The 22,107-nt window shown below is 72.3% G+C and carries 20 protein-coding genes; 7 read left to right on the top strand and 13 right to left on the bottom strand.

Annotation, left to right across the window (positions count from 1 at the left end; genetic code table 11):
• The 4 genes from AB0N03_RS27445 to AB0N03_RS27460 all read right to left on the bottom strand — a co-directional run.
• Positions 1 to 1,071: WXG100 family type VII secretion target (locus tag AB0N03_RS27445; RefSeq protein ID WP_364377376.1), on the bottom strand; the 1,071-nt coding region annotated here is incomplete at its 3' end.
• Positions 1,068 to 1,454 carry a hypothetical protein gene (locus AB0N03_RS27450; protein ID WP_364377660.1) on the bottom strand — a complete coding sequence of 129 codons (387 nt, stop codon included), beginning with the start codon at positions 1,452 to 1,454 and terminating at the stop codon, positions 1,068 to 1,070. The genes AB0N03_RS27445 and AB0N03_RS27450, both read right to left, overlap by 4 nt.
• Positions 1,455 to 1,550: 96 nt before the next feature.
• A complete protein-coding gene (locus AB0N03_RS27455; RefSeq protein WP_020644701.1) occupies positions 1,551 to 1,853 on the bottom strand; it encodes a hypothetical protein in 303 nt (100 codons plus the stop codon).
• 17 nt (positions 1,854 to 1,870) lie between these two features.
• Positions 1,871 to 2,215: a WXG100 family type VII secretion target gene (locus tag AB0N03_RS27460; protein ID WP_086856673.1), complete on the bottom strand. Its 345-nt coding sequence runs from the start codon at positions 2,213 to 2,215 to the stop codon at positions 1,871 to 1,873.
• A gap of 255 nt (positions 2,216 to 2,470) precedes the next feature.
• Here AB0N03_RS27460 and AB0N03_RS27465 point away from each other — a divergent pair, with 255 nt between their 5' ends.
• Positions 2,471 to 3,934 (top strand): long-chain fatty acid--CoA ligase, encoded by a 1,464-nt coding sequence (locus AB0N03_RS27465; RefSeq protein ID WP_364377378.1) that lies wholly within the window; start codon positions 2,471 to 2,473, stop codon positions 3,932 to 3,934.
• On the opposite strand, the gene AB0N03_RS27470 is transcribed toward AB0N03_RS27465, so the two are convergent.
• From AB0N03_RS27470 to eccCa, 8 genes are all read right to left on the bottom strand, one after another.
• On the bottom strand, positions 3,931 to 4,413 hold the full coding sequence (locus AB0N03_RS27470) for a hypothetical protein (RefSeq protein ID WP_364377380.1): 483 nt from the start codon (positions 4,411 to 4,413) through the stop codon (positions 3,931 to 3,933). The two genes, AB0N03_RS27465 and AB0N03_RS27470, sit on opposite strands and share 4 nt — an antisense overlap.
• Complete coding sequence (locus tag AB0N03_RS27475) at positions 4,413 to 4,856, bottom strand: YdeI/OmpD-associated family protein (RefSeq protein ID WP_364377381.1); 444 nt, start codon at positions 4,854 to 4,856, stop codon at positions 4,413 to 4,415. The genes AB0N03_RS27470 and AB0N03_RS27475 overlap by 1 nt, the downstream gene beginning before the upstream one ends.
• A 91-nt stretch (positions 4,857 to 4,947) precedes the next feature.
• The gene (locus AB0N03_RS27480; RefSeq protein WP_364377383.1) at positions 4,948 to 5,646 is read right to left on the bottom strand and encodes a trypsin-like serine protease; all 699 of its coding nucleotides are present in this window, start codon (positions 5,644 to 5,646) and stop codon (positions 4,948 to 4,950) included.
• A gap of 152 nt (positions 5,647 to 5,798) precedes the next feature.
• On the bottom strand, positions 5,799 to 7,673 hold the full coding sequence (locus tag AB0N03_RS27485; RefSeq protein WP_364377385.1) for an FG-GAP-like repeat-containing protein: 1,875 nt from the start codon (positions 7,671 to 7,673) through the stop codon (positions 5,799 to 5,801).
• A gap of 11 nt (positions 7,674 to 7,684) precedes the next feature.
• Positions 7,685 to 9,202 carry a tachylectin-related carbohydrate-binding protein gene (locus tag AB0N03_RS27490; protein ID WP_364377387.1) on the bottom strand — a complete coding sequence of 506 codons (1,518 nt, stop codon included), beginning with the start codon at positions 9,200 to 9,202 and terminating at the stop codon, positions 7,685 to 7,687.
• A gap of 17 nt (positions 9,203 to 9,219) precedes the next feature.
• The gene (locus tag AB0N03_RS27495) at positions 9,220 to 9,750 is read right to left on the bottom strand and encodes a hypothetical protein (protein WP_364377389.1); all 531 of its coding nucleotides are present in this window, start codon (positions 9,748 to 9,750) and stop codon (positions 9,220 to 9,222) included.
• Positions 9,751 to 9,807: 57 nt separating this feature from the next.
• Entirely contained in the window at positions 9,808 to 10,971 is a 1,164-nt protein-coding gene (locus AB0N03_RS27500) for a trypsin-like serine protease (RefSeq protein ID WP_364377391.1), read from the bottom strand.
• Positions 10,972 to 11,393: 422 nt separating this feature from the next.
• Positions 11,394 to 15,320 carry a type VII secretion protein EccCa gene (gene eccCa / locus AB0N03_RS27505; RefSeq protein WP_364377393.1) on the bottom strand — a complete coding sequence of 1,309 codons (3,927 nt, stop codon included), beginning with the start codon at positions 15,318 to 15,320 and terminating at the stop codon, positions 11,394 to 11,396.
• A 143-nt stretch (positions 15,321 to 15,463) separates the two neighbouring features.
• On the opposite strand from eccCa, the gene AB0N03_RS27510 reads away from it, so the two are divergent.
• Genes AB0N03_RS27510 through eccD form a run of 6 tightly spaced genes read left to right on the top strand, consistent with a single transcriptional unit; the run spans position 15,464 to position 20,862 of the window.
• On the top strand, positions 15,464 to 16,240 hold the full coding sequence (locus AB0N03_RS27510) for a WXG100 family type VII secretion target (RefSeq protein ID WP_364377395.1): 777 nt from the start codon (positions 15,464 to 15,466) through the stop codon (positions 16,238 to 16,240).
• A 38-nt stretch (positions 16,241 to 16,278) separates the two neighbouring features.
• Positions 16,279 to 17,340, top strand: a complete 1,062-nt coding sequence (locus tag AB0N03_RS27515) for a hypothetical protein (RefSeq protein ID WP_364377397.1) — start codon at positions 16,279 to 16,281, stop codon at positions 17,338 to 17,340.
• Positions 17,341 to 17,355: 15 nt separating this feature from the next.
• Complete coding sequence (locus tag AB0N03_RS27520) at positions 17,356 to 18,705, top strand: WXG100 family type VII secretion target (protein ID WP_364377662.1); 1,350 nt, start codon at positions 17,356 to 17,358, stop codon at positions 18,703 to 18,705.
• A complete protein-coding gene (locus AB0N03_RS27525) occupies positions 18,702 to 19,172 on the top strand; it encodes a hypothetical protein (protein ID WP_364377399.1) in 471 nt (156 codons plus the stop codon). Before AB0N03_RS27520 ends, AB0N03_RS27525 begins: the two co-directional genes overlap by 4 nt.
• Positions 19,169 to 19,489: a YbaB/EbfC family nucleoid-associated protein gene (locus AB0N03_RS27530; protein ID WP_364377401.1), complete on the top strand. Its 321-nt coding sequence runs from the start codon at positions 19,169 to 19,171 to the stop codon at positions 19,487 to 19,489. The genes AB0N03_RS27525 and AB0N03_RS27530 overlap by 4 nt, the downstream gene beginning before the upstream one ends.
• Positions 19,489 to 20,862 carry a type VII secretion integral membrane protein EccD gene (eccD, locus tag AB0N03_RS27535; protein WP_364377403.1) on the top strand — a complete coding sequence of 458 codons (1,374 nt, stop codon included), beginning with the start codon at positions 19,489 to 19,491 and terminating at the stop codon, positions 20,860 to 20,862. Before AB0N03_RS27530 ends, eccD begins: the two co-directional genes overlap by 1 nt.
• A gap of 100 nt (positions 20,863 to 20,962) precedes the next feature.
• Here the strand turns inward: eccD and AB0N03_RS27540 are convergent, their stop codons facing one another.
• Positions 20,963 to 22,009, bottom strand: a complete 1,047-nt coding sequence (locus AB0N03_RS27540) for a type VII secretion protein EccE (protein ID WP_364377405.1) — start codon at positions 22,007 to 22,009, stop codon at positions 20,963 to 20,965.
• Positions 22,010 to 22,107 lie beyond the last annotated feature (98 nt).

Genomic DNA, 22,107 nt, shown 5'->3' on the forward strand with positions numbered 1-22,107 from the left:
GCCGCCGTCGCCGGCCAGGCCGGAGTGCGCCGCCGGGCCGTCGGCGCCGCCGCCGATCCCCGCGCCGCCGGGGATGCCACCGGCGCCGCCCAGGGAAGGCGCGTCACCCCCGCCGATCGGGATGCCGCCCCCGGCCCCGCCCTCGACGCCGGCCCCGCCGCCGCCGAGCTTCGTGCCGGACGCGTCTTCCTTGCCGTCCTTGGGGTCCTTGCCGGTGGCCCACGACGGCACCTTCGGCATGATCGAGCCGAACCGGCCGAACGCGGCGGCCGAAGCCGCGGCGAGCCCGGCGGTGAACATGTCGCCGAACAGCGGGTTCGACGTCGGCACGGTGCCGGGCTGCGGCGGGGTGCCGGTCGAGGGCAAGGGGTGCCCGTCGGTCGGCGTGACGACGACGCCGGGATCGGTGACGCCGTTGCCGACGAGCCCGGGCGAACCCGCGCTCCCGGCGCCGCCGCCGGCCGGCGGAGCGGTCGGCGTCTGCACGGCGTTCGGCGACGCCGGGATCGACTCCTCGGCGGTGCTGTACTCGCCGGCCAGCCGGGTCATCACGACGATCGCCTGGCCGTGCGCGGACCCGGCCGAGTTCGCCGCGGACTGCTGGGCCTCGACGTTCGCGATGGCCTGCTGGCGCTGCTGCGCGGCGGCCTGGACGACGGCGGGCGAGGAGTCCGGCGGCAGCAGCGGCGGGTTCACCGCGAGCGCGACGTCGGCGGGGGAGACGTCCGGCACCGAGACCGGCGGCGGCATCTCCTTCTTGGCCTTCACGAGCGCATCGGCGGCGTCGTCGAGCATCACGTTCATCGCCTCGGCGGTCTGCGCCACCTTGGCGATGCCGTTCGCGAGGTCGACGATCATGTGCTGGTACTGGTCGGCGGCGCCGCCGGTCCACTGGTCCTTGAACTCGGTGAGCTCCGAGTTGAGGTTGTGGGCCTGCTCGTGCAGGTGCAGCGCGGCGGACTTCCACTTGTCGGCGGCGTGGCGCGCGCTGTTCGGGTCGCCCGCCTGAAGCATCGCGTACAGCTGCTGGTGGCTGTACGCGGCGAAGTTCGTGTGCGCGGTGTTCGTCATCCCTTGCGGCTCCCGTCCGAGTCGCCCAGGCCGAGCAGGCCGAGCACGGGGTCGAGCAGGCCGGTGCCGGCGCCCGAGGTGTGGAGGTCTCCGGCGACCGTTTCGTCGGCGTTCTGGTAGCCGTCGGCGACCGTGGTGGTGACGTCCTGCGCGAACCCGATCGCGCTGCGGACCTGGTCGAGCAGGCCCTGCATCTCCGAGACCGCGGCGCGGTGGGCGTCGGCCAGCGACCCGGCCTCGCCGAACTCGCCGAACAACAGCGGCTCCTCGCCGAGGGTGAGCAGGAAGTCGTTCGGTTTGGCCATCGCGTGGATCTGGGTCTCCAGCTCCCGCACGAAGTCCTTCAGCGATTCCAGGTGGACGTAGTACGACTGGTCGTGCATCGGGTCCCGGCTCTCTCGTCGCACGTAAGGAGGGAAAGCCGGTCGGCCGGTGCGAGCGGGGGGTCCCGCACCGGCCGACCGACGTCTGGGCGCGGTTCAGCCCGCGAACAGTCCCTGGTTGCGGTTCTCCAGCGACTGCTGGAGGTCGTGGGCCTCGCCGACCTTGCCGCCGAACTGGGCGATGATGGCGACGATGTCCGCGGTGGCCTGGCGCAGCCGGGTCTCCGACTGGCGGGCCGCGTCACCGGCGGAGCTGCCGGAGGCGTACCAGGTCGCGGTGATCGGCTGGAGGTTCTGGTGCAGCTGCTCCAGCTGCGAGGTGAGTGCCTTGGCCTTGGCGGCCAGGGACGCCGAGCTGTGCTGCAGCGCGGCGAAGTTGATTTCGACGACGTCGGCCATCGGTACGTCCTCTCGGGTCAGGGGTTGAGGCGGGGGATCACGCCCGAGCCCTCGAGGGAGTTGCCGACCCCTTGGAAGCTCTGGTGGACGTCGGCGTCGCCGCGGCCGTAGTTCTGATGGCTGGTGTGGACGAGCTGCGACATGGTGTCGAGCTCCTTCACGGCCACCGTCATCTTCTCTTGGAGCCGGCGCTGCAGGTCCCAGAACGCGACGGCCTGGTCACCCTTGTAGTTGCGGAGCGCCTCGGTCAGCTCGGACTCCAAGCTGGCCATCGTGGACTTGGCGTTCGTCGCGGTTTCCTCGAAACCCTGGACGGCGCGCGTCATAGCAGCGGAATCTGCCTGGAATCCCGGACTGGACATCGACGGGCCACCTCCTTCCTGAAGCGAATTCCCCTGGCGCGGTGGTCCGCGCGGTGTGAATGTCACGCTAGGAAAGAGGCTGGTGCGGTCAAACGGCACAACTGCCGGTCGCGCTGACGGCACTTATACCCACAGGGGTGACCCCGGCCGCCCGTCTGCCGTGGTAAACACGGAAAACCGCTGGTCAGCGCGATTCTGCCGAAATTCTGAGATCCGCCCGGTAGACCCGGACACCCCGGGCGAGAGGCGGTCGAGATGGTCCACCCGCAGGCACTGCTGGACGAGCTGGGGCGCGCCCCGGAGGTTCCCGCGTTCGAACACGGCTCGCACGTCACGTCGCGGCGCGAGCTGCGGGAGCTGGTCGGCCGGTTCACCGCGGGCCTGCGGGCGGCCGGGCTGGGGCCGGGTGACGGCGTCGGCATCGCCACCGCCGTCACGCCGGAGGGGTTCGCCGCGATCGTCGCCGCGCAGGTGCTCGGCTGCCGGGTCGTCGGGGTGCGGCCCGGTCTGCCCGTGCCACAGCTGCGCCACGTCGTGGCCGACGTCGGCGCGCTGGTCGTCGACGCGGCGTCCGAGACGCCGGAGCTGCTCGGCACCGTCGCCGGCCTGCCGATCCTGCGGGTCGGGCCCGAGCTGCTGGCCACCTGCGAAGAGCCGGTGCCGCAAGGACGCTTGGACGACATCGCGACGGTCGTCTACACCAGCGGCAGCACCGGTATGCCGAAGGGCGTCGCCTACAGCTACCGCGCCCTGACCGAAGGCCGGGTGTGGCGGGCGCCGGTGCCCGGCTCGGCCCACGAGCGGCTCGGCGCCGGGTTCAGGCGGTTCCTCCTGTTCGGCACGCTCTCCAGCGCGGTGATGCTGGAGCAGCTGGGCGTGTGCCTGCTCGCCGGCGGGACCGCGGTGGTCCCGGCGGAACTGCCGGACTTCCCGTGGGTGCTGCCGCGGCTGCGGATCACCGCGGCGCTGATGACCGTGCCGCGCCTGCACCAGGTCCTGGACGTGCTGCGCACCGAGGACGTCGACCTGAGCGGCCTGCGGACGCTGGTCGTGGCCGGCTCGCCCGTGCCGCCGCACAAGCTGGCCGAGGCCCTCGAGCTGATCGGGCCCGCGATGCACCACGCGTACGGGCAGACCGAGACCGGGATGCTGACGATCTGCGGCGCCGGCGAAGGCGCCGGGTCCGTCGGACAGGCTTGCGACACCGTCGAAATCGAGGTCCGCGACGCCGCGGGCACGCCGCTGCCGACCGGCTCGGAGGGCGAGGTCTGGGTCCGGACGCCGTCGGCGCTGGCCGGGTACTGGCGCGACGAGGGCACCACCGCCGACGTGCTGCGCGAGGGCTGGGTGCGCACGCAGGACCTCGGTTCCCTGGACGCCGCCGGGTACCTGCACCTGTCCGGCCGGGCGCGCGACGTCGTGATCGTCAACGCCGTCATCCACTACACCGGCCCGATCGAGCGGGCGATCGCGGCACACCCGGACGTCGACCAGGCGTACGTGGTTTCGGTGCCGGACGAGCGGACGGGCGAGGCGGCGCACGCGTTCGTGGTGCCGATGCCGGGCCGCGAGCCGAACCTCGACGCGGTGCGCAAGGCGGTGGCGGCCGAGCTGGGGGAGGCGGCGGTGCCGGCGCGGTTCAGCTTCGTCGGCGCGGTGCCGATCGCGCCGTCGGGGAAGCCGGACAAGGCGGCGCTGCGGGCGTCCGTTGTGGACTAGAAGTGGGTGCGGACCCCGAAGGCCTCGCGGAGGTGGCGCATGTCCGCGAGGTCGCGGCCGGTGGGTGGGTACCCCTGGTGGAAGAAGACCTGCTGGGCGACCGACACGCACGCCACCTCGACGCCGCCGACGTGCCCGGTGACGAAACAGCTTGCCGGGTAGGGGAAAGTCGCGCCCTCGTCGTCGGCCTGCTGGATGGCTGAACCGTCTTCGGCGAAGACCAGCGGGTGCAGGTCCAGCTCGGTTTCGCCGTCGGAGAGGACGAACCGGACCGGGCGCAGATCGAGGGTTTCCCGGTAGCCGAGGCGGCTCAGCGCCGCGAGGACCGCGGGCTCTTCCTCGAGGCGGTGCAGCAAGTCCAGATCGCGGTGTTCGCGCGTCCGGCGGCCCAGCCGGGCGTCGATGCCCCAGCCGCCGGCCACCCAGACCTCGGCCGGCTTCACGGAGTCGAGCACGCGCAGGACCGTGCCGGCGTCCATCACTTCCCGGCGCGCAGGTCGGTGATCACCTTGGCGACGCGCCGCTGCCGGGTTTCCTCGGTCTTCGCCTGGCCGATCGGCAGCACGAACCGCTGTTTCGCGCTGTAGGACAGGCTTTCGAACCGGGTCCGGGCTTCGTCGTCGGCCGCGAGCGCCTCGGCCAGGTCCGGCGGGATCTCCAGCTCGCGCGGGGCCGGGTCGAGGGCGACCTCGACCTCGACGTCGTCGCCCGCGGCGACTCCGGCCTTCTCGCGGTTCTCGCCGCTGAGCGGCAGCAGGTACTGCCCGCCGCGGCTCGCGATCGTCGAGCGGTACGTGTGCCCGCCGAGGGTCACGGTGACCGCGGGCTTCTTGCCGGCGCCGAGCGCCTCGACGACGTCGTCCGGGACCGGCAGGCCGGTCGCCGTCTTGCCGCCGAGCAGGACCGTGGTGCGGAACTTCATGGCGCGGAGTATGCCCGGCGAAAGCCGTGAAGGCCTCCTTACCGGCTCTTATGGCCGGGAAGGAGGCCTTCACGGACTACCGCGGCAGGGATCAGACGCCGGCCGTGGTCTGGATCCAGCTGCGGCTCGACGCGATGCTCGCGTAGTTCTGCGTGCCCTGCGGGTTCGAACCGGAGTTGTTGCCCGTGGAGCACACCCCGACCTGCGTGCCGTTGTAGAGCTGCGGCCCGCCCGAGTCGCCGTGCCACGCCGAGCCGTTGACGCCCTGGCTGGCGATCGCCCGGCCGCCGAACGTGTCCGTGCTGGTGCCCGTCACGCGCACGTTGGCGGTCTTGAGGGTGCTCGACGGCGGGCTGGTGCCCTGGGTGCGGCCCCAGCCGTAGATCTGGTTGGTAGACCCGGTCGGCGGGTTCCCGGTGCCGAGCTTCATGAAGGTCGTGTTCACCGCGGTTGTCAGGTGCAGCAGCGCGATGTCGCCGTTGGGCGAGGCCTTCTGCTGGTCGACGTTCGCGTTCGTGCCCTGCTGGAGCGTCACGTTGCCGACCTTGACGTGCATGCCCGGCGAGTTCAGGCAGTGCCGCGCGGTGAGCACCCACTGCGGGGCGATGATCGTCCCCGAGCACTCGAAACCGCCGTACGTCGTCACGTTGTTCCAGTAGATCTGGGCGCCCCACGGCGCGGAGGAGACGGTGCTCCCGCCGATGATGTCCTGCTGGGCGTCCGCAACCCCTGCTGAGACCAAGCTCAGCGCCGCGGCGGCGGCACCCACCGCGGCAACAGCCCTCGACATTCGCATGAAAATGCCCTTCGGCCCGGGTGATCCGGATATTCGTCCCGAACGGGACGACCAGCTCAAGCTAAGAGCCGTGAAGGATTCGCGGAACCTACCGAAGTCGGTAACTTTCGTGCCCCACGGCGAGCGCCGCGGGGCACGAAAGCCTGCTACCCGACCGTGATCGCCCGGGGCAGCTGCACTTCGCTGCCGAGCCCGAAGAAGTCGTGCCAGACGGTGCCGGTGCCGAACTTGGCCCCGTCGGAGACGGCCACGAGCACGTCGGACGTGCTGCCGCGTTTGAAGAGCCCCAGGTCGTCCTTGCCGTCGCCGGTGAAGTCGCCGACGGCGGGGACCTCGTCGCCGATCCCGAAGAACTCGTGCCACTTCACGGCGTCGCCGACGAACTCGGTGCCGTCGGAGAGCGCCACGTAGACGTCGCCGGCGGTGCCGCGGGTGAATGTGGCGATGTCGTCCTTGCCGTCGCCGTTGAAGTCGCCGATCGCCGGGACCTCCGCGTTGAAGGCGAAGTTGTCGTGCCACATGGTGCTGGTGCCGCTGAACCTGGTGCCGTCGGAGAGGGCGACGAAGACGTCGCCGGTCGTGCCGCGGGCGAAGGTGGCGATGTCGTCCTTCCCGTCGCCGTTGAAGTCGCCGACGGTGGGGAGTTCGTCGCCGAGGCCGAAGAAGTCGTGCCACTTCACGGCGTCGCCGACGAACTTGGTGCCGTCGGAGAGAGCGACGTACACGTCGGCGGCGGTGCCGCGGGTGAAGACGGCGATGTCGTCCTTGCCGTCGCCGTTGAAGTCGCCGACGGCCGGGAATTCGTTGCTGAAGGCGAAGTTGTCGTGCCACATGGTGCTCGTGCCGCTGAACTTCGTGCCGTCGGAGAGGGCGACGAAGACGTCGCCGGTCGTGCCGCGGGCGAAGGTGACGACGTCGGCCTTCCCGTCGCCGTTGAAGTCGCCGCTCAGCGGGATCTCGGTGCCGATCCCGAAGAAGTCGTGCCACTTCTGGGACGTGCCGGTGAACTTGCCGCCGTCCGAAGCCGCCACGAAGACGTCCCCGGCGGTGCCGCGGGTGAAGGTGGCGATGTCCGCCTTGCCGTCACCCGTGAAGTCCGTCAGCGACCGCGCGCCCGTCTTCGCCGAGAACGGCGCGCTCATCCCGCCCGTGGAAGCGACCACGAGGTACGACCACGTCTTCCGCGCGGTGGCGGAGTGCAGGAACGTCGTCGCCGTCGTCGTGCCGACGAGCAGTTCCGCCGCCGGGACCGCGGAGCCGTCGGGGCTGGCGTAGATCGAGTACGTCGCCGCGCCGGCCACCGGGGTCCACGACAGCGTGACGCCGTGGCCGACCGCCTTCGCCGTGCCGACGATCGCCTCGCCGCGGATCCAGCCGCTCAGGTCGTCGGCCCGGGCGGCGGTGGTGCCCTGGCGGGTTTCGGTCTCGCCGAAGCAGCCGTGCTGCCACGACTTGCCCGCCACCGCGGCGAGGGTGCCGTCCGCGCGGACCACCGGGGCGCCCGCGTCGCCCTTGCAGGCGTCGTTCGTGCCGGCCAGCGACAGCGTCGTGACGCTGCTCGTCGCGACCGTGAAGGTGCTGCTGTGGACCTCGTTCGGCACCCAGTCGGTCGCCGTCCGGCCCCAGCCGGCGAGCGTCAGCTGCTCCGACGTGCCCGGCACGCCCTCGGCCGCGCCGAGCTTCAGCGGCGTGACGTCGGTGATCGTCGTGTCGAGCCGGACCAGTGCGACGTCACGATCGGTGCGCGGGAGCACCGCGGTCACCTTCGCGACGTGGCTGCCGACCGTGACGCTGACCGGGGTGGCCGGCGGGTTCTCGGGGAAGCAGCTCGCCGCGGTGAGGACGAGTGCGGGTTCGACGAGCGCGCCGCTGCAGGCGCGGCCGTCCGTGGTGATCTTGGCGGCGAAGCCGGCGTTCGCGGCGGTGCCGCCGGGGACGGCGGCGGCGGGGACCGCGGCCAGCAGGCCGGCCGCGATCACCGCCGCCGAGAGCGTCGCCGTTCTTCGGGGGTTCGTGCGCATGCGTTTCCGTTCTAGCCGGTGAGTTTGCAGGAGTCGGGTGCGGCGGTCACGTGGGTCTCGGTGTTCCAGCCCGAGCCGACGGTGACGCCCCGGCCGTCCGGGCCCGAGGGGGCCCAGGTGTCGGTGTTGTCCGAGTGGCGGTACCAGCGCAGGACCGGGCCGGGCTGGCCGGTCCAGGGGCTGGTCCCGTTGCTGCCGCGGCCGTACAGGATGTCGGCGCCCGGCGAGAAGATCTCGCTGAACATCTGCCAGCCGACGCCGACGGGCTTGCTCCGCTCGACCCACGCCGACGTCGCGAAGTCGTACTGGAAGCGGAAGAGCTCCCCGGTCGGCTTCCGCGCGTACAGCACGCCGTCGCCGGCCGCGGTGATCGAGTCGAACCGGTCCCAGCCGGTGTCGAGGACGTCGCCGACGCCGTTGACCCACCAGCCCGTGGCGTCGTCCCAGACGTAGACCTTCAGCCGGTTCTGGTCGTCGATCATGAAGATGCGGTTCTGCTGGTCGACGGTGATCCGGTTCGCGTATTCGGGTGTGAGGTAGCGCGCCCAGCCGCTGCCCACTTCGTTCCCGCCGCTCCAGCCGGCGCTGGTCGAGTACACCCAGCGCTTGAGCGTGCCGCTCGGGTTCGGGTCGGCCGCGCTGTTGTTGCGGTGGACGTCCCAGATCACGCCGCCCTTGCCGGCCAGCGTCCGGCCGGTCCAGCCGGAGCCGATCGGGGCGCTCGGGGTCGTCCAGGTCAGCCCGCCGTCGGCGACGGAGGAGTGGACGTAGCGCCAGAGGCTGCCGTCGGGGCGGGCGGTCCAGATCGCCGCGGCGGAGCACGACACCGGCGTCGGCACGATGTGCTGGTGGATCCAGGTGGCGAGGTCGTCGACGCGGGTTTCAGTGCTGCCTTGGCGGGTTTCGGTGACGTCGAGGCAGCCGTGCTGCCACGAGGTGCTGCTGAGCGCCACGAGCTGGGCGGTCCCGCCGCTCACGCGGAAGGCCGGGCCGCCGGCGTCGCCCTTGCAGGTGTCCACGCCGTCGGCCGACGAAACCGCCACCGACGCACCGGTGACGGCGCCGACGGTGAACGGCGCGACGCGCGGCCGCGCGGGCACCCAGTCGGTCGCGGTGCGGCCGAACCCGGCCACCTGCAGGGTTTCCCCGGCCTGCGGTGCGGTGGTGGACACGGCCAGCGGCGTGCCGTCGGTCGCCGGGGCCGCCAGCTTCGCGAGGACGACGTCGCGTCCCGCGTTGCGGACGACCTTGGCCACCGTCGTCGTGAAAGCTTCGCCGACCGCGATGGTGGCGGCCTCGCCCGACGCGCCGGACTCGGTCGCGGTCAGGCAGGTCGCCGAGGTGAGCAGCCACGACGGGTCGATCAGCGCGCCGGAGCACGCCTTCGTCGCCGTGGTGATCCGGGCGAGGAACGGGTGGGTGCCGGCCGGCACCGCCGCGCCGCCGGACACGGCGACGGCGGGGGTGGCGGCCAGCAGTCCGCCGGCGAGCACGCCGGCGGACAGGACGGCGATCCTGGGTGTGCGCATGGGGTTCGCCTCGCCGGTCAGGGTGCGACGGTCAGCTGGAGGAGGGTGGTCGGCGCGTTGTTCGGGTTGGCGCCGATGCCGACCTGGGTGCTGCCGCTCGGGTTGACGTCCACGGTCGAGTGCGCGCCCGCGTCGGTGGTGACCTCGGCCTTCACCTTGTGCCCGGCGCCGCTGGTCCGGCCGTCGCCGCGGATCTCGTAGACGGCGGGGATGCGCAGCTCCAGGTGCCCGGTCGGGGAGAGCACCTTGAAGCAGACGAGACCGTTGGTGCCGACGTTCTCGGTGGAGCGGACCTGCATCACGCTCACGTTCTCGACCGGCGGGGTCGCGCAGTCGGCGAAGATGATGTGGCCGTCGCCGGAGATCAGGGTGACGTTGTACTGCGCCAGGATCTGGGCCGCGCCGGGGTAGGTGTAGTCCTCGACGAGCGAGGGCTGGGTGTCGTCGGCCTGGGTGGCGTTCGACGCCGCGGAGGCCGTCCAGACGCCGGCGGTGGCGAGCCCGATCGCGACGGCGGCCGCGACGGCGAGCTTTTTGGTGAGCTGCATGGTGTTCGTCCTTCTCGTGCGTGCCGGCGGACCGGTTCCGGCCGGCGGGGTTCGGAGCTAGTTGAGGAGCCAGCGCTGGTTGGCGGTGGCCGGGTTCCAGCACTGCCAGGCGTTGACGGCGGGGTGCGGCTGCTGGCCGGTGTAGTCCTGGTCCAGGCACTGGCCGCTGCGCTGGTTGACCAGCGTCACGGTGCCGTCTTCGTAGTGCGGCCGGACGGTCCAGACCTGGTTGGCCTCCAGCGGCGTGAAGCACTGCCAGGCGTTGACCGTGGGGTGCGGCTGCTGGCCGGTGTAGTCCTGGTCGAGGCACTTGCCCGAACGGGCGTTGACGATCGAGACGCTGTCGCCGGAGACCCAGGTGACCTTCCACTGCTGGTTGGTCTCGTTGGTGGTCCAGCACTGCCAGGCGTTGAGCGTGGGGTGCTCCTGGCCGCCGGACCAGTCCTGGTCCAGGCACTGCCCGCTCGCCTTGCCGACGATCGTCGCGGCGACCGGCGCGGTCACCTGGCGCACCCACGCGCCGAGGTCGTCGACCCGGGTCTCCGTGGTGCCCTGGCGGGTTTCGGTGGAGGTGAGGCAGCCGTGCTGCCACGAGCGGGTGGTGATCGCGGCGAGTTCGACCTGCGTCCCGGTCTCCCGCAGCGCCGGGCCGCCGGCGTCGCCGAGGCAGGTGGTGGCGTCCCCGGTCGTCGCGGTGACGTCGAGGGCGGAGCCGTTGACGCCGTTCACGGTGAACGTCGCCGTGCTCAGCCGGTCCGGCACCCAGGTGTCCGCGGTGCGGCCGTAGCCGCCGATCCGCAGGACGTCCCCGGCGGCCGGGGCGCGGGTGGCCAGCGGCACCGGTGCGACGTCGACGATCGGCAGGGCCAGCTTGGCCAGCACGGCGTCGCGGTCGGCGGCGGGCACGAGGGTGGTGATCTTGACGGTGTGCCCGGCGGTCCCGGTGAGGTCGGCGCGCCCGACGGTGGCCGAGTAGGGCGTGGCGGGCGGCCCGGCGGGCAGCGGCGCCGGCCCGAAGCAGGCGGCGGCGGTCAGCACCCACTGCGGGGCGACCAGCGCGCCGGTGCAGCCGTGGGCCCCGCTGATCTGCGCGGTGAAGGCGTAACTGCCCTGGGCGGCCGGCGTGCCGCCGGTGAGGGCTTGGGCGGGTGTGGCGGTGAGCAGGCCCGCGGCGGCCAAGACGGCGAACGCCGCACCGGCCTTGCGGAGTGCGCGTGGCATCGATTCCCCCTCGGTGAATTCCGATCGTGCGGAAATGGTGGTTTTCCGGCGCGTGACGAACCGGTGAGCGTGGTGCCGCTCACCGGAAAATGGCGCGTTCGGTGGAATGGTGTGAAGACGTGCTCGTTCGACGACCGGTTCCCCTCGGACCGGCTTTCCCTCCCCTAGTCGATCCCGCCCGACCTGTCCATACGCCGAACGTCGCAACCGTCGTGACGGTGGTCGCAAGGTGTGGGCCAGGTCCCGGTGATCCCATCGGCGACGGGTGCGGAGTATTACCGAAAGGCGCGGTGAGGTAGCTCACATTCCGGATCAACGGTCTGTTTGGTTAGTGTGTGGAAGCCTGTCGCATCGGCGACCGCGAAGAGGGGCGAATTGTTCGCTTCACGTACCGCCTTTCGGCGTACTCGCAATTCTTTGGCTTACGACTCCGCCGGCTTGGTCCAAGCCACCTGGACCAAGCCCGTCCCGTGCCGCCGGGACACGAGCGTCCCCCGGCCCGGCGGCTGCGGCGACGGCTTGACGTCGGCCAGCAGCGCCCCTTCGTCCTTCGTCCCCGACATGATCAGCCCGGGGGAGCCCAGCTCCCGCAGCCGCTGCAGCACCGGCTCGAACAACGCCCGCCCGGCCCCACCGGATCCGCGGACGATGATCACGTGCAAGCCGATGTCCCGCGCCTGCGGCAGGAACTCCAGCAGCGGCTGCAACGGGTTGCGCCCCACCGTCGCCACCAGCTCGTAGTCGTCCACCAGCACGAACAGCTCCGGCCCGCGCCACCACGAACGGTTGCGCAGCTGCTCCGGCGTCACCGACGGGCCCGGCAGCCGGTTGCGCATCGCCGTCGCGCACTCGGTGATCAGCTCCGTCAGCTTGCCCTCGGCGCCCGCGTAGCCGAGCAGGTGCGGCTCCGGCACCGCGCCGAGCAGGCCGCGGCGGTAGTCCGCGACGATGATCGCCGCCTCGTCCGGGGGGTAGGCCGACGTGATGCCGTGCGCCAGCGCACGCAGCAGTGAGCTCTTGCCGGACTCGACGTCGCCGAAGGCCACGAAGTGTGGGTCGGCCGCGAAGTCCAGGTACACGGGCCGCAACGTCGACTCCGCGATGCCCAGCGTGACCTGCTTCCCGGGGGCCGCCGGCAGCGTGTCCAGGGGCACCTCCGGCGGCAGCAGCCGGACCTGCGGCGCGCGCGGTCCCTTCCAGGCTTCCGAAATCCGGCGCACGAGGTCGACGCCGCCCGCGCCGACCGTCTCGGGGCGCTGGTCGCCGTCGATGCGGGGGAGCGCCGCGAGGAAGTGCAGCTTCTCCGCCGTGATGCCGCGCCCGGGCCGGTCGGCGGGGACGTTCACCGCGACCTTGCGGTCGATGGAGGAGTCCATCGGGTCGCCGAGGCGCAGCTCGAAGCGCGTGCCGATCGCGTCGCGCAGCTGCGCGCGGACGCCGATCCACTGGTTGAGCGAGACGATCACGTGGATGCCGAACCCGAGCCCGCGCGCGGCCAGCCCGGTGATCTGCTCCTCCAGCTGCTCGTACTCCTGCCGGATCGTGGTCCAGTTGTCCACGAACAGGAAGACGTCGCCGAACTCGCGCCCGTCGGTGCTCTCGGTGAACTCCGCCCGCCGCCGGCGGAACGTCGTGATCGACTCGATCCCGTGGGCGGCGAAGAACTCCTCGCGCTCCTCCAGCAGCGTCGTCAGCTCGGCGACGACCCGGCGGCAGCGCTGCGCGTCGCGGCGGGTGGCGTAGCCGGAGGTGTGCGGCAGCCCGGCGATCGGGGCCAGCGCGCCACCGCCCATGTCCAGCACGAACAGCTGCACCTCGGCCGGGGTGTGGGTCAGCGCGAGCATGCCCGCGATGTCCTTCATCAGCGTCGACTTGCCGGTCTGCGGGGCGCCGACGATCAGCGCGTGCCCGCCCGCGCCGGAGAAGTCGGCCCACAGCATGTCCCGGCGCTGCTCGAACGGCTTGTCCACCAGCGCGACCGGGATCGTCAGCTTCCCGTTGCCGCCCCAGCCGAGCGGGGACAGGCCGCGCGCGGCGTCCTCGCCCAGCGGCGGCAGGAGCTGTTCCAGCGTCGGCGGTTCGTTCAGCGGCGGCAGCCAGATCTGGTGCGCGGCCGGCCCGCGGCCCTCCAGGCGCGACAGCATCGCGTGGATGATCGTTTCGCCGGTGCCGTCGGCGGCCGGGGCCTCGGAGATCTCGGTCGTCACCGGGATCTCCACCGGGGCCAGGGAAAACGGCAGCACGCCGAGCTCCTGCCCGTCTTCGCGCACGACCGTGCTGCGCGGCGGCAGTTCCCCGGAGACGTACGCGGCCTTGAGCCGGATGAGCGTCTCGGTGTCGGACTTCAGGTACGCCGACCCCGGCACCGGCGGCAGGTGGTAGGCGTCGGCGACACCCAGCACGGTCCGGCTTTCCGACGCCGAGAACGTCCGCAGGCCGATCCGGTACGACAGGTGGGAGTCGAGCCCGCGCAGCCGGCCCTCTTCGAGCCGCTGCGACGCCAGCAGCAAATGGATCCCCAGCGAGCGCCCGAGCCGGCCGATCGCGACGAACAGGTCGATGAACTCCGGCCGGGCGGACAGCAGCTCGCTGAACTCGTCGATGATGACCAGCAGCGACGGCAGCGGGTCGAGCGCGACGCCGTCCGCGCGCGCCTTCTCGTAGTCGCGCACCGACGCGTAGTTCCCGGCCGCGTGCAGCAGCTCCTGGCGCCGCAGCAGCTCGCCGTTGAGCGCGTCGGCCATGCGGTCGACCAGCGCGAGGTCGTCGGACAGGTTCGTGATGACGGCGCAGGTGTGCGGCAGCCCGGTCATCCCGGCGAAGGTCGCGCCGCCCTTGAAGTCGATCAGCGCCAGGTTCAGCGTCTCCGACGAGTGCATCACCGCCAGCGCCGTCACCAGCGTCCGCAGCAGCTCGCTCTTGCCGGACCCGGTCGCGCCGATGACCAGGCCGTGCGGGCCCATCCCGCCCTCGGCCGACTCCTTGAGGTCCAGCTCCACCGGCCGGCCCTCCGGGTTGACGCCCAGCGGGATCCGCAGCCGGTCACGCGCCGCGCGCGGCGCCCACGTCACGGTGGTGTCGGTGTCGCGCGGGTCGCCGATGCCGAGCAGCCCGGACAGCCCGAACGTCGCCGACATCGGCTTGTCGCCGACGACGGCGGCCGGGGTGTGCAGCGGGGTGAACATGCGGGCCAGGGCCTCCGCGGCGCCGCGGTCGAGGGTGTCCGGGCGGCCGAGGAACCCGAGCCGCTGCTCGGTGGCGTCGCCGACGACCATGCCGAGGGAGTCCGGCGCGGTGTGCAGGCTCAGCAGCCGCTCGGTCGAGTACGTCCGCGGGTGCTCCTGCCCGATCTCGAGCACCGTGACGCCGAGCCGGCCGTCCTCGCCGATCAGCCGGGGCTCGCCGTGGGCGTTGCCGCCGTCGACGACGACCACCAGGTGCGGCAGGTCGAGCTCGGCCGCCGCGCGCCGGCTGAACGCGGGCCGTTCGCCGAGGTCCGCGCCGAGCAGCTCGGCCAGGCCGGCCGCCGAGTCGGCGGCCAGGCGCCGGGAGCCGACGGCGTCGGCCGCGCCGGCCGCGGTCGCGTGCGGCAGCCACTTCGCCCATTCCCAGTCGTGCTGCCGGTCGGCAGGCACGCACAGCGCGACCCGCAGGTCCGAGGGGGAGTGGAAGGTGACGAGCTGGCACAGCAGTGACCGTGCCAGGCCGAGCACGTCCGGCCGCCGCCCGGCCACGGTGACCGCGGCGAACGACCGCAGCGACAGGGCCACCGGCAGGTCGTCGACCGTCGAGTACGTGCGGATGAAGTGCTTGAGGCTGGTGGAGCAGACCGGGTCCAGGTCCTCCAGGGGCACGGTCTGCGGCGCCTTCAGCGGCGTCGCCAGGCGCTGCGGCCCGGTGCCCGCGCGCACCTGCGCGAACTGGCCGCCGGTGCGCCGCCGGTCCCACAGCTTCCCGCTTTCGACGTAGGCCCAGAGATCGGCGGGGTCGGGCTGGACGGCGACCATCGCGGCGCGCTGGCCGTCGGCGATGTCCCGGACCTGGGCCCGCAGGCCGGAGAGGTAGCGCTGGTAGTCGCGGCGCTCGTCGTTGATCTGCGCCTTCTTCGCCATGCCGCCGCGGCCCAGCGACATCACGACCATGCCGCCCATGGCGCAGAGGAACAGCGCGCCGAAGATGTAGGTCATCACCCCGCCGTCGCGTCCGATGTAGACGAACGACATCGCGCCCATGCCGAGCATCATCGGCAGGAACATCATCAGCTGCATCATCCCGCCGGACGAGCTCTTCGGGAGCATCGGCGGCGACTGCAGCACGATCTCGGTCGGGCGCTCGGGCGAGAGGCTCATGTAGTAAGGCTCCAGCAGATCGGGGTGGCTCTCACCGGTATTTTGGCCACTTGCCGACCCGTCGCGGTGGGTACTTTTGCCGTCCGCCCGCTTCCGGGGCCGAACTTACGCTCTGCCGAGCAGCCACCCGCGGAAGGAGAGCCATGGCCGGCGAGTACCGGGCTGAGCCCGAGGCGATGCGCTCGTCCGTCGGGAACGTCGGCGGCATCATCGCCCACGGCATCAACGCCGTGGCCGACCTCGAGCGGCTCGTCGTGCAGCCGATGTCGTTCGCGGGCTTCGGCAGCGCGGTCGCCGCCGCGAACGCCGCCCTGCACTCCAGCCAGGTCACCGCCGTCCGCACGCTCCTGCAGCTGCTGCAGCAGGTCAACGGGCTGGTCAAGGCCAGTGCCGACGCCTACCAGGCGGCGGACCGGGCCGCGGCCGCCGGCTACGGCGGAGGGCACGACGGGTCCTCGACGCCCACGTCGTCGATCTGGGGGAGTTCGCACGCTTCCGAGCTCGCCACCCTGGCGATCAACGACAGCGCGGGCGCCCACGGCGAGCCGTCCTCGGTCGGGAACGTGCTGCGCTACCTGGGGGACGCGCAGCTCGGCCGGCTCGGGGACCACCCGATCACCGACACGCGCTTCCACGGTGTCGCCGACTTCAACGACTGGCTGGCCGGCGACGCCGACAACCAGGCGCGCGTCGGGCTCATCGAGGTCTACGCGGGCACCGCGCGCACTTTCTCCGACGTGCCCGGCGGCGTGCAGAGCGGGGACGTCGTGGTCGTCGAGCCGCTGCTGTTCTCCGACCGCCAGCCGGTCATCGGCGTCGCCGGCGACGGCGGCCGCCTCTACAACCACGGGCTCCTCGACGCCCGCATCGGCGGGCTGGCGAAGGTCAGCGTCTACCGGCCCGCCTCCGTCGTCGCCTGATCGTCCTGTCTGGCACTACAGAACCTTTGTGAGGTCCGATGCTGACTTTCCCGAACTCCAGCGCGATGGACGCGACCGCGTCCTCGGGCGGGCCGATCACCATCCTGCCGCAGATCGTCACCGGCCAGCCGGAGCAGATCGCGCACCACGTAGTCGACCTGGTCAAGAAGGCCGAGCAGTTCCTGAGCATGTACACCGAGCTCACCAAGGCCGCCGACCAGCTCGGCAAGATCTGGTCGGGCGCGGCGAGCGAGTCGGCGCTGAAGAAGATCGGTGACTCCCTGAAGCAGCTCGAGACGATCATCACCGTCGTCCAGAAGGGCGCCGAGCTGCTCGGCATCTCCGGCACGCTGATCAAGACGGCGCAGCAGGCCTACCGCTCGGTGGTGGCCGCGGTGAACCCGACGGTCGCCTCGCTGATGTCGAACCCGTGGACCTACGGCGCGGCGGTCGCTTTGTCGACCGCGACGAGCGCGTCTCTGCGGGCGTTCATCACCGCGATCGGCGCGCTGCTCAAGGCACTGGGCGCGGTCGACCTCGCCCAGCAGATCACGCAGCTCGCGCAGGTCATCGGCGAGATCGAGAAGCTCTTCCACCACGACTCCGGCAGCTCGGGCGCGACGACGCCGTCGATCGGGAACACCCCGGTCACGGCGCCGCAGGCCCCGCCGTCGGTGGCAAGCCCGGCGGGGCAGCAGGCGGTGGCGGGCGGGAGCGGCGGGGGGATCCCGCAGCAGCCGTCGTTCACCGACTACACCCCGCCCGCGCTCGCCACCGGCGGTTCCAGCACCGGCACGGGAGCGGGTGGTGCCACCGTGCCGGTGACTGCCGGCGGGACCCCGCTGGACCCCTCGAACAGCTGGATCCCGGTCGACCACTCTTCGACGGCGCCGGGTACCGGATCGGTTCCTACCACCCCGGCTCCCGTCCCCGCGCCTTCGGCCGGGGGTGCCGACGAGGTCGTCATCCACACGAACCTCACCACCGGGGAGTCCACTGTGGAGGCTCCGGGTGGCCAGGACTTCGACCTCGACATCGACCTGGACTTCGACGGCAAGCACTTCAGCCAGCACGTCGGCTACGACGCGGCGGGGAACTAGCCCGTGGCCGCGGGGGTGGTCGACGCGTCGGGGGTGGTCAGCTCCATCCTGTCCGGGTACCGGCAGGTCCTGGTCGAGTGCCGGAGACGGGTCACCGGTGACCCCGGAGCGCTGAGCGCCGCGTCGCAGCGGGTCGCCACCCAGGCCTCGACGGTGTCGGGCAAGGCTCGCGAAATCGACGAGTCCGCGAAAACCCTGCACGCGGACTGGGACGGCGACGCCTACACGGCGTTCGCGACCGCGGCCGGGAAACTGGGCGAAGAGCTGACCGACGCCGCCACGAAGCTCGACGACCAGGCGAAACGGCTCTCGACGGCCGCTCAGCTGGTGCAGTCGGCGAAGGCCGCGGTCGACTCCGTCATCGCGCAGTTCGACCAGTACGCCCAGCAGCTGACCGCGCAGGCGCGCGCGGTGAACGCCGGCTCGGTCGGCGCGTTCATCCAGGCCGCGCGGCAGCTGGGGGAGCAGAGCGTCCAGGCCGCCCGCCAGGTCGTCGACGAGTTCTCCGACGCGCTCGCCGAGCTGTTCCCGCCCGAGGGCGTCGGCCGGCTCGAGCACGAGCTGGGCAAGTGGGCGCGCGGCCCGCTGCACTGGCTCAACGGCGAACCGCTCGACGGCCGGAAGCGGCCGCGGACCGCGCCGTCGTGGTTCAAGAACTCGGGCTGGAAGAAGCTCACCTGGGACGGCCTCGAAGGCACGCGCGCGCCGAAGAAGGCGGACACGCCGTTCGGGCGGCCGGAAGCCGAGGGTCTCAAGGACAAGCTCGGCCGCAACACCGAGATCACGTACTACAAGTTCCAGCACGAGCAGGACGGGCTCACCCCGGAGTACGACGGGAAGATCACGTCGAAGGGCTGGGACGTCGGCGCGTCCGGGCACACCGAGCTGGCCGCCGTGAAGGAAGAGCTCGAAGCCAAGGGCGAGTGGGGCGTAGCCGAAGCGCACGCCAAGGGCACGGTCTTCGCCGGTGGCGAGGCGAGCGCGTCCGGCACGATCGGCGCGCACGGCGTCGGCGCGCACGCGAACGCCTTCGTCGGCGGGAAGGTCGAGGGCGAGGTCGCCGCGGACGTCGCGGGCGTCGGCGTCGGCGCGAACGGGACGCTGCAGTACGGCCTCGGCGCGCAGCTGGACGCCCAGGCCGTCTACGACGCCGGGCACGTCAAGGTCAACTTCAAGGCGGGCGCCGCGCTCGGCCTCGGGCTCGGCGTCGGCGCGAAGATCGACATCGACCTGCCGAAGCTCGGCCACACCATCACCGAGTACGGCGGCGCGGCCGCGGACTACGTCGGCACCGCGGCCGACGACGCCGCCACCGCCGTCGGATCCGCTTGGGACGACGCCGTTTCCTCCGTGGGGCTGCGATGACCCTTCCCCTGGACTTCGTCATCCCGGACGGCTGGACGGCCGTCGACCCGGGCGAGTCGGGCGCGGTGTTCGTCGCCGTGCACGACGCTTCGCCGGGCGAGTTCGTCCCGAACATCACGGTGAGCGTGCAGCAGCGGCCGGACGAGGCGTCGATCGACGCCATCGCCGCCGAAGCTGTCGAACGCCTTTCGCGCACGCTGGCCGGCCTGGAAATACTGAGCCGCCGCGACGTCGGCGCCCCGGTCGCGCCCGGCGTCATGCAGCTGCTGCGCCTGCGCACCGGCGAAGGCGAAGAGCTGATCCAGACCCAGGTGCACCTGACGGTTCCCGGCCCCGCGCCGGCGGACCGGCTGGTGCTCGAGCTCGCCTGCACGGCCGCGACCGCGACCGCGCGGCGGCTCTCACCCGGTTTCCAGCGGTTCGTGGGCAGTGTCCGCGTCCGCCAGCACGAAGGGATGCAACAGTGACCGATCCGTACGCGGTGCCGGACATGGACGAGCTGCTCGCACAGGTGCGCAAGCAGACCGAAGAGGTCCAGCGGATCCAGCGCACGGTCGAGGCGATGGAGGTCAAAGCGCACTCGCGGCAGAACGAGGTCACCGTCACCCTCCGCGGCGACGGGCGCTTCACCTCGCTCGACATCGACCCCCGCGCGATCCGCGAGTACGACGCCCGCAACCTCTCGGAGATCGTCCTCGAGGCGGTGAACGCCGGGCTGCAGAAGCTCGCCGAGGCGTCGAACGCCAAGTTCGCCCCGGTGATCTCGGCCGCGAAGAACGTCTGATGACCGCCGCGGCTCTCACGGGGACGACGCGCCGGGTCACGGTGGTGACGCCGAGGGCCCGGGTGGACGTCGCGCTGCCGCAGCAGTCGACGTTCGCCGAGCTGGTGCCGCAGCTGGTGCGGCTGGCCGGCGCGGCCGGGCAGGCGTCGGCCGAGCATCCGGGCTGGGTGCTTTCCCGGCTCGGCGGCGCGCCACTGGCCCTCGGCCTGAGCGTGGCCGCAGCCCAGATCCGGGACGGCGAAGTGCTCCACCTGACCCCGCGGGAACGCCCGCGGGGTCCGCTGCTGTTCGACGACGTCATCGACTCGATCGCCGGCGTCGCCGATTCCGCCGGCGGCTGGGGCCCGTCGGTCGCGCGGCGATCCGGGCTGGTGGCCGCGGTGGTGCTGCTGCTGGCCGGCGGGTTGCTGGTGCAGGCCGCGGCGTCCGGCAGCGTCCTGGCGCCGATCGGGACCGGGCTGCTGGCGCTGGTGCTGCTCCTCGGCGGCGGCGCGCTGAGCCGGGCGTACGGAGACGCCGAGGCCGGCGCGGCCGGCGCGGTGGCCGGCGTCGGCGTCGCATTGCTGGCCGGGATGTCCGTCCTGCCACCGCATCCGCTGTTCTCGCTGTCGGCGGCTCCGCTGGCGGCGGGGTTCGCGGCGGTGACGGTGTACGGCGTCCTGGCGGCGGTCTCGGTGGCCGACCGGCTGCCGTGGTTCGTGGCGATCACGAGCGCGGCGGGGTTCGGCGCGATCACGACGGGTGTGGTGCTGCTGGCGGGCGTCAAGCCGGTGTCGGCGGCGGCGGTGGTCGCGGTGCTGTGCACGGCGTTGGCGGCGGTGGCCCCGATGCTGTCGCTGCGCCTGGCCCGGCTGCCGCTGCCACGGGTGCCGGACGACATGGCGGCGTTCCGCGCGGACGAGCAGCCGTCGGTGGGGACGGAGATGATCGGCCGCACGTCCCGGGCGCAGGCAGTGCTGACGGGGCTGCTGGTGGGCCTGGGCCTGGTGGTGCTGGCGGCGTCGGTCGTGCTGTCGACGGCCGGCCCATGGGACGCGGGCCTGGCGGCCCTGCTCGGCGTGGCGTGGATCCTGCGATCCCGGTCGTACGCGGGCCGCGTCCAGCGCCTGGTCCTGGTGGGCTTCGGCGTTCTTTCGCTGGTGTGCGCCGGGGTGTGGCTGGTGGCATCGGGCAACCGCACGGTGGTGTTCGCGGCGGGCTGCGCGGTCGTCTTGGCGGCGGTGGTGTGCCTGGTGTACGCGACGCGGGTCGCGCGCGGGCTGCGTTCGCCTTACTGGTCGAGGCTTTTGGACGTCTCGGAGTTCTTGGTGCTGCTTTCGCTGGTGCCGTTCGTGGGCATGATCGCGGGGGTCTACGAGGCCGTCCGCGGCTGAGCCTCAAGCGCCCCAAGGCGGCCTTGGTTGCGTCAGACGCACCGAAGGCCGCCTTGGTTGCGTCAGACGCACCGAAGGCCACATTGGGGCGCTTGTCGTCTCAGCTGTCCAGCGCCAGGGGGAGCGTCTGCCGGACCGCGGCGCCGTGCCGCCCGTGCAGCGGGATCGCCGCCCCCGGCGCCGGCGCGGGAGCACCCGGCCGAGCCCCCACCCGCACCGTCACTTCGGCCTTCTCCCGCCCACCAGCGGTCCGCGTCAGCGTGTACGACGTCGCCGTGAAAGCCGCCCCAGGCACCGCGAAATCCACCACCCGCGACGACCGCGGCGTGAAGCACACCTGCCTCGACTCGCCCCACGTCCACGACTTCCACCGATTGGGCGGCGCGGAAGCAGCTCCCTGGACCCCCAACGCCACCCGAAGTTCCTTCGCCAGCTCCCCGGCCTCCAGCACCGTGCTCTGGTACCCGGCCTCGGCCAGCGCCCCCATCAAGCTCAACGCCGCCGACGCCGTGCTCCGCAAAGCGCCGAGATCGCCCCCGCCCCGGGCCAAAGCCGCGATCGGGGCGAGGTCCGGCCGGTACCGCACCGCCAGCCAGCGCACGCGCAGCACCTGCTCGCCATGGGGAATCGCCCACGTCAGGAGCTGCGCCGAAGCCAGCGGGACGTCGGTCCGCCGATAGGCCGAGCGCAACGCTTCCACCAGCGGTCCCGGCGCCTCCGGCCCCTGCGTCAGCCGCACCAGCGCGCTCCACCCGCCGTCGATTTCGGCGACGCCGAAGCGGTTGCCCGCGCGGTCGACGTGCTGGCGCACCTTCACCGTCCCGGCCACGCTCAGCAGCGGGTCGGGGCTGTCGCGGCGCGTGTCGTGGCGCCGCAAGCGGAACGCCGTCCAGGTCAGGGCCCAACCCGCCAGGTGCCGCCCGGCGAAGCGTACGGATGTCAGCAGCACCAGGAGCCCGGCTGCCGCGCTGACCGCGATGCGCACCGGCTGCGAGACGGCGTCGACCATCCACGCGAGCAGGACGGCGATGCCCGCGATCTCCCACAGCGCGGCCTGCAACGGCCGGATCGGCAACAGCCAGGGCAGCGGCGTGGACGCGGGCCGCGGCGGTGCCGGGCGCACGGCGCCGGCGGTTTCGACGGACACGGGCTCCCCTTTCCCCAGGGCTCCGACGCTACTGCCTCCCCGGATGCGGCGTGGGCGTAAAAATTACCCTCCCTGTGCGCCATTCGGGTGCCTAGCAT

The organism is Amycolatopsis sp. NPDC051061, assembly GCF_040682935.1.
Lineage (GTDB): Bacteria > Actinomycetota > Actinomycetes > Mycobacteriales > Pseudonocardiaceae > Amycolatopsis.